The sequence below is a fragment of the Cellulosimicrobium cellulans genome, assembly GCF_007679345.1.
Classification (GTDB): Bacteria; Actinomycetota; Actinomycetes; order Actinomycetales; family Cellulomonadaceae; genus Cellulomonas; species Cellulomonas cellulans_A.
The window spans coordinates 194,615-206,633 of sequence record NZ_VEGH01000004.1 but is presented as its reverse complement, the minus strand read 5'-3'; the positions used below and the strand labels follow the sequence as shown (position 1 = coordinate 206,633).

Genomic DNA, 12,019 nt, shown 5'->3' with positions numbered 1-12,019 from the left:
CGGGAGGGTAGCAGCGCGGGTATGCCTCGACATATATGAGTTCATAGGTAATATGCTCCGGTCCGCGGCCCCGCCGCCCTCCTCCGCGCTGGAGCACCTCCCCCAATGACCGCCGCCCCGGGCACCGCCGTGCCCGCCGCCACGCCGCCCGCACCCACCTCGACCACCTCCGGTCCCGACGTCGCCGCCGGCCCCCCGCACCGCGCGCTGCCGCTCGCCACCACCGTCGTGCTCGCGCTCCTCACCGCGATCGCCCCGCTCGCCACCGACATGTACCTGCCGGCCTTCCCGCGGATGGCGGTCGACCTCGGCACCAGCGCGACCGCGGTGCAGCTCTCGCTCACCACCTTCATGGTCGGCCTGGCGCTCGGGCAGCTCGTGATCGGCCCGCTGTCCGACCAGCGCGGCCGGCGCGGCCTGCTGGTCGCGGGCAGCGCGCTGTGCGCCGTCGCCGGCCTCGCGTGCGCCCTCGCGCCGTCGATCGCGTTCCTCGTCGTCGCGCGGTTCGTCCAGGGGTTCGCCGGCGCGGCGGGCGTGGTGCTCAGCCGCGCCGTCGTCGCCGACCGGGCGCGGGGCACCGCCGCGGCGAAGCTGTTCGGGCTCATGATGCTGATCCAGGGCGTCGCCCCGGTCCTCGCGCCGCTGCTCGGCGGCACGCTGGTCACCGCCGTCGGCTGGCGCGGGGTGTTCGGCATCCTCGCCGGTGTCAGCGCGGTGATGCTCGTCGGCGTCCTCGTCCTGGTCCCGGAGACGCGGCCGCGCGAGGCGCGCACCCGGGGCGGTCTCACCGCCACGCTGCGCGACGCGCGCACGGTGCTCGGCAACCGCCGGTACGTCGGCTGGACCGGCGCGCTGGTGCTCGGCTTCGCGACGATGTTCGCGTACATCTCGGCCTCGCCGTTCGTGCTCCAGAACGTGCTGGGCCTGTCGGTCGGCGCGTACTCGGTGGCCTTCGCCGCCAACGCGCTGGGGCTCGGCGTCGTCGCGGGGCTGGGCACGACGCTCGTCGACCGGTTCCCGCCCCGGCGCCTGCTCGCCGTCGGGGTGACGGCCGTCGCGGTGCTGACGGTCCTGCTCCTGCTCGACGTCGTGCTGCTCGACCTGCCCCGGTGGCCGACCCTGGTGCTGCTCTTCCTGACCGTGAGCTCGCTCGGCCTCGTGTTCGGCAACGCCACCACGCTCGCCACCGACGAGGTCGCGCACGCCGCCGGCACCGGGTCGGCGGTCATGGGCGCGCTGCAGTTCGGCGTGGGGGCCGCCGTGTCGCCGCTGGTCGGCCTCGCCGGCGAGCGCACCGCGGTGCCGATGGCGGTGACGATGCTGGTGCTGGCGGTCGGCGCGGTGCTCGCGGCGCGGTTCGCGGCGACCGCCCCGGCGGCGCCCGTGCCGGGCGTCGCGGCGGGAGTCGCAGCCGAGGTCGCAGCCGATGCATGACCGAGTTGGCACGTCCTCGACCCGGCGCAGACCCGCAGATGGGGAGCCTGGTACCCCCGCCGGACCCGCCGTGTGACGAGCGTGTGAACCGTCCGCGCGCCGGGCTCTCCGAGGGGAGATGACGCCCGGTCAGGACGTAGGGTGGGCCACGAACTGATCCGGCGATGACGCGGTCCGTGACCGCGGAGGAAGTGGGCGATCCTCGCGTGTCCCAGCATGCGGAGCCAGACGTGAACCGTGCCGATTTCGGCGCGAACACGTGGCTGGTGGACGAGCTGTACGAGCAGTACCTCCAGGACAAGACCGCGGTCGACCCGGCGTGGTGGGACTTCTTCGAGGGCTACAAGCCCTCGGCGCCCGCCTCGACGACGTCCGGCGCGGTCGCGGATGGTGGCGGCGGCGCGGGGAGCACCGGGGGGAACGGCGTGGTCGAAGCCGCGCCCGCCGGCACCGCGGGCGCCCCGGCCACCGCGACCCCGGAGGCCGCCCCCACGCCGCGCGAGGCCGCCGACCGGCCCGCCCCCGGCGCGCCGGGGGGCGAGCGGCCGGGCACGGTGGCCGCACCCGTCGCCGAGCGCCCCGCGCACACCGGCGACGGCGCCGCGGTCCCGCCGGCACCGGCGCCCGCCGCGACGCGCCCGCAGGAGCAGCCCGCGCCGCGGGACCCCGAGCCCGCGCCCGCCACCTCCCCGGTGGCGACGGCCCAGCCGGCGACCGCCCCCTACGCCCCCGCTGCCAAGGCGGCCCGCGAGGCCGAGCAGGAGGTCCCCGAGGCCTCCGACGAGACGCAGCGCCTGCGCGGCCCCGCCGCCCGGGTGGTCACCAACATGGAGGCCAGCCTGGAGGTGCCCACCGCGACGTCGGTGCGCGCCATCCCGGCCAAGCTCCTGGTGGACAACCGCATCGTCATCAACAACCACCTCGCCCGCGGCCGCGGCGGCAAGGTCTCGTTCACGCACCTCATCGGCTTCGCGCTGGTCGAGGCCGTCGGCGAGATGCCGGCGATGAACAGCTCCTACACGCTCGTCGACGGCAAGCCCGGCGTGCTGACGCCCGCGCACGTCAACCTGGGCCTCGCGATCGACCTGGCCAAGCCGGACGGCACCCGCCAGCTGCTCGTGCCCAGCATCAAGCAGGCCGAGACGCTGGACTTCGCGCAGTTCTGGAACGCGTACGAGGACGTCGTGCGGCGCGCCCGCGGCGGCAAGCTCGGCGTCGACGACTTCGCCGGCACCACGCTGTCGCTGACCAACCCCGGCACGATCGGCACCGTGCACTCGGTGCCGCGCCTCATGCAGGGCCAGGGCACGATCATCGGCGTCGGCGCGATGGACTACCCCGCCGAGTTCCAGGGCACGTCCGACGAGCAGCTCAACAAGATGGGCGTGTCGAAGGTGCTGACGGTGACGTCCACCTACGACCACCGGATCATCCAGGGCGCCCAGTCCGGCGACTTCCTGCGCATCCTGCACCGCAAGCTGCTCGGCGAGGACGGCTTCTACGACCGGGTGTTCGCGTCGCTGCGCGTCCCCTACGAGCCGATCCGCTGGGTCAAGGAGGCCGCCGACCCCGACGCCGAGGCCATCAAGCCCGCGCGGATCGCCGAGCTCATCCACGCGTACCGGTCCCGCGGCCACCTCATGGCCGACACCGACCCGCTGGCCTACCGGCTGCGCAAGCACCCGGACCTGGACGTGCAGACGCACGGCCTGTCGCTGTGGGACCTGGACCGCACGTTCCCGACCGGCGGGTTCACCGGCAAGCCGCGGGCGACGCTGCGCCAGGTCCTCGGCCTGCTGCGCGACTCGTACTGCCGGACCACCGGCTTCGAGTACATGCACCTGCAGGACCCGCGGCAGCGCCGCTGGCTCCAGGAGCGGCTGGAGGCCGGCTACGCCCCCACCCCGCGCGAGGACCAGCTGCGCATCCTGCGCCGCCTGAACGCCGCCGAGGCGTTCGAGACGTTCCTGCAGACCAAGTACGTCGGGCAGAAGCGGTTCTCCCTGGAGGGCGGCGAGTCCGTCATCCCGCTGCTCGACGCCGTGCTGTCCCGCGCCGCCGAGTCCGGGCTGGACGAGGTCGCCATCGGCATGGCGCACCGCGGACGGCTCAACGTGCTCGCGAACATCGCCGGCAAGTCCTACGGGCAGATCTTCAGCGAGTTCGAGGGCAACCAGGACCCGAAGTCCGTGCAGGGCTCCGGCGACGTCAAGTACCACCTGGGCACCGAGGGCGTGTTCCACGCCGAGTCCGGGGCGTCGACCCGCGTCTACCTGGCCGCGAACCCGTCCCACCTCGAGGCGGTCGACCCGGTGCTCGAGGGCATCGTGCGCGCCAAGCAGGACCGGATCGACCTCGGCGGCGACGGGTTCTCCGTGCTGCCGATCCTCATCCACGGCGACGCGGCGTTCGCCGGGCAGGGCGTGGTCTTCGAGACGCTCAACCTGGCCCAGCTGCGCGGCTACCGCACCGGCGGCACGATCCACGTCGTCATCAACAACCAGGTCGGCTTCACCACCGGCCCGTCGTCCTCGCGCTCCTCGCAGTACGCCACCGACGTGGCCAAGGGCCTGCAGGTCCCGATCTTCCACGTCAACGGCGACGACCCCGAGGCGTGCGTCCGGGTCGCCGAGCTCGCGTTCGAGTACCGCGAGCAGTTCGACCGCGACGTCATCATCGACATGGTCTGCTACCGCCGCCGCGGCCACAACGAGGGCGACGACCCCTCGATGACCCAGCCGCTGATGTACAACCTCATCGAGGCCAAGCGCTCGGTGCGCAAGCTCTACACCGAGGCCCTGGTGTCCCGCGGGGACATCACGCTCGAGGAGGCCGAGCACGTGCTGCGCGACTACCAGGCGCAGCTCGAGCGGGTGTTCGCGGAGACCCGCGAGGAGGGCTGGACCCCGCCGTCGCCCGACGCCGAGCCGGTGGCCGGCCTGGAGCGCCCGGAGTCCCAGCGCGAGGACGCCGGCGTCATCATCGGCTGGCAGACCGCCGCGCCCGCCAAGGTGCTGGAGCGGATCGGCGCCGCGCACGTCCGGGCGCCCGAGGGGTTCACCATCCACCCGAAGCTCGCGCAGCTGCTCGCCAAGCGGGAGCAGATGTCCCGCGAGGGCGGCATCGACTGGGGCTTCGGCGAGATCCTGGCGTTTGGGTCGCTGCTCATCGAGGGCACCCCGGTGCGCCTCGCCGGGCAGGACTCCCGCCGCGGCACCTTCGTGCAGCGGCACGCCGTCCTGCACGACCGGGAGACCGGCGCCGAGTGGACCCCGCTGCTCTACCTGTCGGCGGACCAGGCCAAGTTCTGGGTCTACGACTCGTCGCTGTCGGAGTACGCGGCGCTCGGGTTCGAGTACGGCTACTCGGTCGAGCGCCCGGACGCCCTGGTGCTCTGGGAGGCGCAGTTCGGCGACTTCGTCAACGGCGCGCAGACCGTCATCGACGAGTTCATCTCCTCCGCCGAGCAGAAGTGGGGCCAGCACTCGTCCGTCGTGCTGCTCCTCCCGCACGGCTACGAGGGCCAGGGGCCGGACCACTCGTCGGCGCGCATCGAGCGGTTCCTGCAGATGTCCGCCGAGGGCAACATGACGGTCGCCCAGCCCACCACGCCGGCGTCGTACTTCCACCTGCTGCGCCGGCAGGCCTACGCCCGGCCGCGCCGCCCGCTCATCGTCTTCACCCCGAAGTCGATGCTGCGGCTCAAGGCCGGCGCGTCGCAGGTCGAGGACTTCACGTCCGGCACGTTCCGCCCGGTCATCGGCGACGACCGCGCCGCGGCGTCCGCCGCCCGGGTCGACCGCGTGCTGCTGTGCTCCGGCAAGCTCTACTGGGACCTCGTCGCCCAGCGGGAGAAGCTGAACGACGAGCGCACCGCGATCGTCCGGATGGAGCAGCTGTACCCGCTCGACCACGACGGGATCCGCTCGGCGCTCGCGCCGTTCGACGGGGCCGAGCTGGTCTGGGTCCAGGACGAGCCCCGGAACCAGGGCCCGTGGACGTACGTCTCGCACGCGCTGCCGCAGGTCGTGGGCGCGCCGGTCCGGGCCGTGTCCCGCCCGGCGTCCGCGTCCACGGCGGCCGGCTCGGCGAAGGCGCACCAGGCCGAGCAGGCGGAGATCCTCCGGGCGGCGTTCGAGCGCTGACCCGCGGGCACGACACGGAGGCCGGCCGCCCCTCGGGGGCGGCCGGCCTCCCCCGTGTCCGGGAGGTGCGCGCGGGGGCGCCCATCGATCGCCGAGATGGGACCCGCGGGCCGACGTAGGACCGTCCAGGGTCCTACCTCGGCGCGCAGGCCCTATCTCGGCGCGTGGGTCGGAGCGGGTACGGCGGGGGCGCGGGCGGGGGTGAGCGCGTCAGGCGACGGACATGCGGTCCGCGGCCGCCTCCGCCTCGTCCGTGCACGCGAACTGGCGCCGGTACGCCTGCGGGCTCGTGCCCAGGACCCGCGCGAAGTGGTGCCGCAGGATGGCCGCGCTGCCGAACCCGCTGGTGCGTGCGACCTCGTCGACCCCGGCGGACGTCCGCTCGAGCATCTCCTGCGCCCGCACCAGCCGCTGCCGGGTGACCCACGCGGCGGGTGTCGTGCCGGTCTCCGCGCGGAACCGGCGGGCGAACGTGCGCTCGGACATCAGCGCGCGCGCCGCGAGCTCGGGGACGGTGAGCTCGGCGTCGAGGTGCTCGCCCATCCACGAGAGCAGCGGCGCGAGCGTGTCGGCGTCGCAGGGCAGCGGGGTGTCGACGTACTGCGCCTGGCCGCCGTCGCGGTGCGGCGGCACGACCATCCGGCGGGCGACCAGCGCCGCCTGCTGCGCACCGAGCTCGCGGCGGAGCAGGTGCAGGCACGCGTCGATGCCCGCGGCCGTGCCGGCGCTGCTGATCACGCGCCGGTCCTCGACGTAGAGCACCGCGGGGTCGACCTGTGCCGTGGGGTACCGGCGCTGCAGGTCGTCGGCGTACATCCAGTGCGTCGTGCACCGGCGGCCGTCGAGCAGCCCGGCCTCCCCCAGCGCGAACGTCCCGGAGCAGATGCTCATCACCCACGCACCGCGGTCGTGGGCCGCGCGCAGCGCGTCGCGGGCGACAGCCGGCAGGCCGTAGGGCGCCTTGTACGGCAGCGCGACGACGAGGTCGGCCTCGGCGGCCACGTCCATCCCCGCGGTCACCTCGACGGCGAGACCCGGCTCCATCGGCACGAGACCGGGCTCCGGGGTGCACAGCGTGAACTCGAACGTCGGGCCGCCGGTGTCCGAGCGGTCGATGCCGAACACCTCGAGCACGAGCCCGAGCTCGAACGCGGACACCCCGGGTACCGCGATCGCGGCGACTCGCTGCAGCATGCCGCCGAGCCTGCCACGGAACTGGCGGTAAGTCGATGGGGGACGGCAGTCCTGCCACTCGTGGCGGAATCTCGCGCCCGGCAGGCTTTCTGCCATGACCGCACTCATCCTGACCCTGGCCCTGCTCACGCTCACCGCCTGGCTCGGCGCCCGGCTGTACGACTGGCTCCGCACCGACGGCCTCGGTCGCCGCGAGCCCCCGGCCTCCCACCACGACTGGACCGACGACGCCGACCGCTACCTGCACTGACCCGCGCTCTCGCGCGCCCTCCCGCCGCGCGTCGGCGGGCGTCCCGGGCGGTCCGGCTGCGAGACTGGCCCCGCCCCCGCGACCGCGGGTGGGCACGGCGAGCGGGAGGACGGGACGTGGGCGAGCTGCCGCTGCGCCTGGTGGTGATCGGGGACGAGCTGGCCGCGGGTGCCGGCGACCCGCGGGCGCTGGGCTGGGTCGGCCGGGTGGCCGCGCGGACCACCACGCCGGTGCCGCCGACGGTGCTGACCCTGGCGGTCCCCGGCGAGACCACCTCCGGCCTGTCCGCCCGCTGGGAGGAGGAGGTCGGCCGCCGCGCCTCCGCCGAGGCCGACACCCGGCTGGTCGTCTCCCTCGGGCGCGCCGACGCGCTGGCCGGGCTGTCGCTCGCGCGCAGCCGGCTCAACCTCGCGAACATCCTGGACGCCGCCGAGCAGCGCCGGATGCCCGCGTTCGTCGTCGGACCCCCGCCGGGCGCCGGCGTCGACCCGACGACGCTCGCCGACCTGTCGGCCGCGTTCGCCGACGTCACCACCCGCCGCCGCGTGCCCTACGTCGACACGTTCACGCCGCTCGCCGGCCACGAGCAGTGGCTCGCCGACCTGGCGGCCGGGGACGGCGCGCTGCCCGGCCAGGCCGGCTACGGGCTGATGGCGTGGCTGGTGCTGCACTCGCACTGGAACGCCTGGCTCGGCCTCCCGGAGGACGTGGTCTGACCCGCGGGCCGCGACGGTCGCCCGGGGCACGGCCCCGGCCGCGCCGCCCGGTGCTCAGCCCCGCGGCAGCGTCGCGGTGATCGCCGACCGGGCGCTGGCCAGGACCGTCCGCACGGTGTCGGCCGTGAGGGCCGACGGCCCGCCGTCCACCTCCGCGCGGCGCACGGCGTCCCGCACCTCCGCGCGGAACGCCGCGAGGTCCGCCTCGATCTGCGTCCGCCGCGCCCGCGCGGCCCGGCGCTCCTCGGCCGCGGCGCGCCGCTCCCGGGCGGCCGCCCGGCGCTCATGGTCGGCGCCGGCACCGCGCTCCGGCCCGTCGACCGGCGCGCCCGGCCGTGGCACCCACCCGCCCGGGAACGGCCCCGGACCAGCCGGCGCCCCGGGCCGCGGGTCCCGGGTCCGCAGCGCCGCCGCCCGCGCCTGCTGCGCCGCGGCGGCCATCTCGGCCCGCATCCCCGCCATCGACCCGGCGACCTCGGCCCGCACCTGCGCGGCGAGCTCCCGGACCACGTCGGCGAGCTCGTGCTCCAGGGCGGCGAGCTCGGCGCGGTGCTCGTCGACCTCCTGGCGCCCGCGGTCGGTGAGCGTGTACAGCGACTTGCGGCCCGCCTCCGTCCGCTCGACCAGCCCCTCCTCCTCCAGCCGCGCGAGCCGGGGGTACACCGTCCCGGCGCTCGGCCGGTAGGTGCCCCCGAACCGGTCGGACAGCGCGCGGATGAGCTCGTACCCGTGCCGCGGGCCGGCTTCCAGGAGGGAGAGCAGGTACAGCCGGAGCTGCCCGTGCCCGAACACGGCCATCAGGCGTCGCCCGCGTCCACCACCGGCTCGGCGAGCGGCGCGCCGTGCAGCACCGTGAGGTGGCCGGACACGGTCTGGGAGTAGACGTAGCAGGTGGCGCGGTCGTCGCGCAGGTCCACCGTGGTGCGCCCGGGCCGGCGGTCGCCGCGGTCGACGCCGTCCACGACCACCCGGCCGGACACGCTGCGCGCCTCGATGCCGACGCCGTGGCCGGCGGGCAGGCGCACCGCGACGTCGCCGGAGACGGTCCGGACGTGGCACACCGAGGTCGGCGCCAGGCAGTCGAGCGTGACCTCTCCCGAGACGGTCGTGACGGAGACCCGGTGCAGCGCGCCGGACGCCGTCGCCGCGCCGGAGACGGTGCCGATCGACAGGTCGCCCAGGTGGTCCCGGACCACCACGTCGGACGAGACGCTCTTGGCCGAGAGCGCACCGCGGGTGCCGTCCACGACCACCCCGCCCCCGACCGTCGACACGGTGGCGTCCTGCTGGACCCCGGCCAGGAGCAGGTCCGCGTTCACGGAGGCCAGCGACGCGACGACCGCCTGCGGCACCGCGAGGTGCACCTCCACCCGGTCCCGCTGGCCGGGCCCGCGGAGCCGCTCGAGGAAGCCGTCGATCCCCGTCACGGACCGCACGCCCGCCCAGAGCGCGCCGTCGGCGTACGTCACCTCGAGCGGCGAGCCGTCGACCCGGTGCACCTCGAGGCGCGCCCCGGTCAGCGTCGGGTCGTCGTGCGCGACGACGTCGACCCGCCCGCCGCTGACCTGGACGCGCAGCGAGCGCACGTCCTCCACCTCGATGATCTGCGGGCCGATGACGACCCAGGACTCCGTGGCCATGTCGCTGCTCCTCCACATCGAGATATATCGCGTTGAGACACGCTATATCGCGTCTGCGGGGCCGGCAAGGGGTCGGCAGCGCCCGGGCGGCGCCGGGCGCGGCCCGTGTGCGCCGGGCGCCGAGGGGCCCCGTCAGGCGATCAGGCCGACCGAGCGGAGCTCGACGGTGAGGTCCTGCGGGTTGGTCGCCACGCCGAGGGCCTCGTCGTACGTCACCGTGCCGTCCGCGACCAGGCGCACCAGGTGCTGGTCGAAGGTCTGCATCTTGTAGTAGTCACCCTGCTTGATCAGGTCGATCAGCGGCTCGCTGCTCGCGGGGTCGACGATCGCCTCGGCGGTGCGGCCGGTGTTGACGAGCACCTCGACCACGGCCGTCCGGCCCCCGCCGTCCGCCTTGCGCACCAGTCGCTGCGAGACGATGCCGCGCAGCGCCTGGGCCAGCGCGACGCGGATCTGCTGCTGCTCGTGCGGCGGGAAGAAGTCGACGATGCGGTTGACGGACTCGGCGGCGTCGATGGTGTGCAGCGTCGACAGCACCAGGTGGCCGGTCTCGGCCGCCGAGAGCGCCGCGCGGACCGTCTCCACGTCACGCATCTCGCCGACGAAGATCACGTCGGGGTCCTGCCGCATGGCGGCGCGCAGCGCGACGGTGAAGTCGGCGGTGTCCTGCCGGATCTCGCGCTGCGAGACGATGCCGCGCTTGTCCGGGTGCAGCACCTCGATGGGGTCCTCGATGGTCACGATGTTGGCCTCGCGCACCGTGTTGATCAGGTCGATCATCGACGCCAGCGTCGTCGTCTTGCCCGAGCCGGTGGGGCCGGTGACGAGCACGAGACCGCGCGGCTCGAGCGCGAGCTCCCCCAGCACGTCGGGCAGGCCCAGCTCGGACAGCGACTGCGCGCCCATCGCGACGAGGCGGAACACCAGGCCGTACGTGCCGCGCGCCTGGTACGCGTTGACCCGGAACCGCCCGACGCCCGACAGCGAGAACGCGAAGTCCGCCTCGTGCGTGCGGACGAACGTCTCGGTGAGGTCGTCCGGCAGCACCTCGCCGAGCATGTGCTCGGTGTCCCGGGGCTTGAGCACGGGGACCTGCAGCCGGCGCAGCCGGCCGTCGACCCGGACCCGGGGCTCGGACCCGACCTTGACGTGCAGGTCGGAGCCGCCGGCCTGGGCCAGGGCGTGCAGGAGGGGGACGACGGACTGCGGCTGCTCGCTCACACGGGTCTGATCGGCCGGTACGCCCCGCTCCTTGAACCATCGGTGCGGACGAGCAGCACGGATGTGGGACCATGGAGGGTCCCCGGGCGGCTGTACCGCCGTGCCGGTCAGTCTCACCAGGGAGAAGTTCCATGAGCAAGCGTGGCCGCAAGCGCCGTTCCCGCGCCGGGAACGGCGCCAACCACGGCAAGCGCCCCAACGCCTGAGCGTCGGGCGGCGCAGCCGCACAGCACGAGGGCCCGGTGCGTCGCACCGGGCCCTTCGTCGTGCACGGGGCGGATCAGAGCGTCCGCGTCACCCGCAGGGTCGTCAGCTGCGCGTGGATCTTCACGCGCAGGTCCGCCGGGGCCTTGTCCTGGCAGCACCGCTTCACGAGCTCCTTGAGCATCGTCTCGACGGCGATCTCGTCCAGGCACGGCCGGCAGTCCTCGATGTGCTGCCGCACCTGCTCGGCGTCCCCCGGCTCCAGCTCGCGGTCCACGTAGGCGAACAGCCGCCCGAGCGCCTGCTCGCACTCCGGGCCGCAGCCCCCCGCGTCCCCTGCTGCCGGCGTCGACGTCCCCGCGGCGTCCCAGCCCGTCATCGTGCCCTCCTCGACGATCCCGTGCCGTCCCCGCCCTCGGCGGTCGCGGCGCCCCCTGCCGGGACGAGTCCCCGGTCGCGCGCGTAGTCGGTCAGCATGTCGCGCAGCTGACCCCGCCCGCGGTGCAGCCGGGACATCACCGTCCCGATCGGGGTGCCCATGATCTCGGCGATCTCCTTGTAGGCGAACCCCTCGACGTCCGCCAGGTACACGGCGATCCGGAAGTCCTCCGGCAGCCGCGCGAGCGCGTCCTTCACGTCCGAGTCCGGCAGGTGGTCGAGCGCCTCGGCCTCGGCGGAGCGCAGCCCCGTCGAGGAGTGCGACTCGGCGCGCGCGATCTGCCAGTCCTCGATCTCGTCGGCCTGGGACTGCTGCGGCTCGCGCTGCTTCTTGCGGTACGTGTTGATGAACGTGTTGGTGAGGATCCGGTACAGCCACGCCTTGAGGTTCGTGCCCGGCCGGTACTGGTGGAAGGCGGCGAACGCCTTCGCGAACGTCTCCTGGACCAGGTCCTCGGCGTCCGACGGGTTCCGGGTCATGCGCAGGGCGGCGCCGTACAGCTGGTCCAGGTAGACCAGCGCCTCGGCCTCGAACCGCTCGCTGCGCGCCGCGTCGTCCTCGGACTCGGGGGCGCGTGTGGTGTCCTCGCTCATCACCACCGAGCCTAGTGCGCGCACGGGCACCGGGCCGCCCGGGCGGGGCAGCACGGCGACGCCGCCGGTCACGGCGGTCGGCCGGTCGAGGGTGGAACAGCTCATGGACGGCACAACGTGAGGGGGCACCCGGGACATTCCCGGGGGCGTGGGGCTGGTCGCGCCGCTAGGTTGGAGGGCAGG

At 74.6% G+C, this 12,019-nt stretch carries 11 protein-coding genes; 5 read left to right on the top strand and 6 right to left on the bottom strand.

Translation table 11 applies throughout. The features are described from left to right. Window positions 1-105 precede the first annotated feature (105 nt). Together FS882_RS07320 and FS882_RS07315 are read left to right on the top strand one after the other, a co-directional pair. Window positions 106-1,434, top strand: coding sequence for a multidrug effflux MFS transporter (locus FS882_RS07320; protein WP_158372405.1), 1,329 nt, complete (start codon window positions 106-108; stop codon window positions 1,432-1,434). Window positions 1,435-1,598: 164 nt separating this feature from the next. Then, complete coding sequence (locus FS882_RS07315; RefSeq protein WP_158372404.1) at window positions 1,599-5,579, top strand: multifunctional oxoglutarate decarboxylase/oxoglutarate dehydrogenase thiamine pyrophosphate-binding subunit/dihydrolipoyllysine-residue succinyltransferase subunit; 3,981 nt, start codon at window positions 1,599-1,601, stop codon at window positions 5,577-5,579. Between the two features lie 210 nt (window positions 5,580-5,789). Here FS882_RS07315 and FS882_RS07310 read toward each other — a convergent pair whose 3' ends face one another. Beyond that, complete coding sequence (locus FS882_RS07310; RefSeq protein WP_158372403.1) at window positions 5,790-6,773, bottom strand: GlxA family transcriptional regulator; 984 nt, start codon at window positions 6,771-6,773, stop codon at window positions 5,790-5,792. Window positions 6,774-6,867: 94 nt separating this feature from the next. Between FS882_RS07310 and FS882_RS20885 the strand changes: the two genes are divergently transcribed. Both FS882_RS20885 and FS882_RS07305 read left to right on the top strand, forming a co-directional pair. Then, the gene (locus FS882_RS20885) at window positions 6,868-7,023 is read left to right on the top strand and encodes a hypothetical protein (protein ID WP_187365184.1); all 156 of its coding nucleotides are present in this window, start codon (window positions 6,868-6,870) and stop codon (window positions 7,021-7,023) included. Window positions 7,024-7,139: 116 nt separating this feature from the next. Beyond that, a complete protein-coding gene (locus FS882_RS07305) occupies window positions 7,140-7,739 on the top strand; it encodes a GDSL-type esterase/lipase family protein (protein ID WP_158372402.1) in 600 nt (199 codons plus the stop codon). Between the two features lie 54 nt (window positions 7,740-7,793). On the opposite strand, the gene FS882_RS07300 is transcribed toward FS882_RS07305, so the two are convergent. From FS882_RS07300 to FS882_RS07290, 3 genes are all read right to left on the bottom strand, one after another. Next, window positions 7,794-8,537, bottom strand: coding sequence for a PadR family transcriptional regulator (locus FS882_RS07300; protein ID WP_262348132.1), 744 nt, complete (start codon window positions 8,535-8,537; stop codon window positions 7,794-7,796). Further along, window positions 8,537-9,379: a DUF4097 family beta strand repeat-containing protein gene (locus FS882_RS07295; protein WP_158372401.1), complete on the bottom strand. Its 843-nt coding sequence runs from the start codon at window positions 9,377-9,379 to the stop codon at window positions 8,537-8,539. Before FS882_RS07295 ends, FS882_RS07300 begins: the two co-directional genes overlap by 1 nt. A gap of 132 nt (window positions 9,380-9,511) precedes the next feature. Continuing rightward, window positions 9,512-10,600: a type IV pilus twitching motility protein PilT gene (locus FS882_RS07290; RefSeq protein WP_158372400.1), complete on the bottom strand. Its 1,089-nt coding sequence runs from the start codon at window positions 10,598-10,600 to the stop codon at window positions 9,512-9,514. A 131-nt stretch (window positions 10,601-10,731) separates the two neighbouring features. Between FS882_RS07290 and FS882_RS21820 the strand changes: the two genes are divergently transcribed. Next, window positions 10,732-10,806: a 50S ribosomal protein bL37 gene (locus FS882_RS21820; protein WP_370521008.1), complete on the top strand. Its 75-nt coding sequence runs from the start codon at window positions 10,732-10,734 to the stop codon at window positions 10,804-10,806. A 74-nt stretch (window positions 10,807-10,880) separates the two neighbouring features. Here the strand turns inward: FS882_RS21820 and rsrA are convergent, their stop codons facing one another. Continuing rightward, entirely contained in the window at window positions 10,881-11,183 is a 303-nt protein-coding gene (gene rsrA / locus FS882_RS07285) for a mycothiol system anti-sigma-R factor (protein ID WP_158372399.1), read from the bottom strand. Continuing rightward, window positions 11,180-11,941 carry a sigma-70 family RNA polymerase sigma factor gene (locus tag FS882_RS07280; RefSeq protein WP_158372398.1) on the bottom strand — a complete coding sequence of 254 codons (762 nt, stop codon included), beginning with the start codon at window positions 11,939-11,941 and terminating at the stop codon, window positions 11,180-11,182. The genes rsrA and FS882_RS07280 overlap by 4 nt, the downstream gene beginning before the upstream one ends. Between the last annotated feature and the right edge of the window lie 78 nt (window positions 11,942-12,019).

Excerpts from the sequence above, each read along its gene's own strand:
- FS882_RS07320 (WP_158372405.1), top strand. The coding sequence starts at position 106 with ATGACCGCCGCCCCGGGCACCGCCGTGCCCGCCGCCACGCCGCCCGCA.
- FS882_RS07315 (WP_158372404.1), top strand. The coding sequence starts at position 1,599 with ATGACGCGGTCCGTGACCGCGGAGGAAGTGGGCGATCCTCGCGTGTCC.
- FS882_RS07310 (WP_158372403.1), bottom strand. The coding sequence starts at position 6,773 with ATGCTGCAGCGAGTCGCCGCGATCGCGGTACCCGGGGTGTCCGCGTTC.
- FS882_RS20885 (WP_187365184.1), top strand. The coding sequence starts at position 6,868 with ATGACCGCACTCATCCTGACCCTGGCCCTGCTCACGCTCACCGCCTGG.
- FS882_RS07300 (WP_262348132.1), bottom strand. The coding sequence starts at position 8,537 with ATGGCCGTGTTCGGGCACGGGCAGCTCCGGCTGTACCTGCTCTCCCTC.
- FS882_RS07295 (WP_158372401.1), bottom strand. The coding sequence starts at position 9,379 with ATGGCCACGGAGTCCTGGGTCGTCATCGGCCCGCAGATCATCGAGGTG.
- rsrA (WP_158372399.1), bottom strand. The coding sequence starts at position 11,183 with ATGACGGGCTGGGACGCCGCGGGGACGTCGACGCCGGCAGCAGGGGAC.
- FS882_RS07280 (WP_158372398.1), bottom strand. The coding sequence starts at position 11,941 with ATGAGCTGTTCCACCCTCGACCGGCCGACCGCCGTGACCGGCGGCGTC.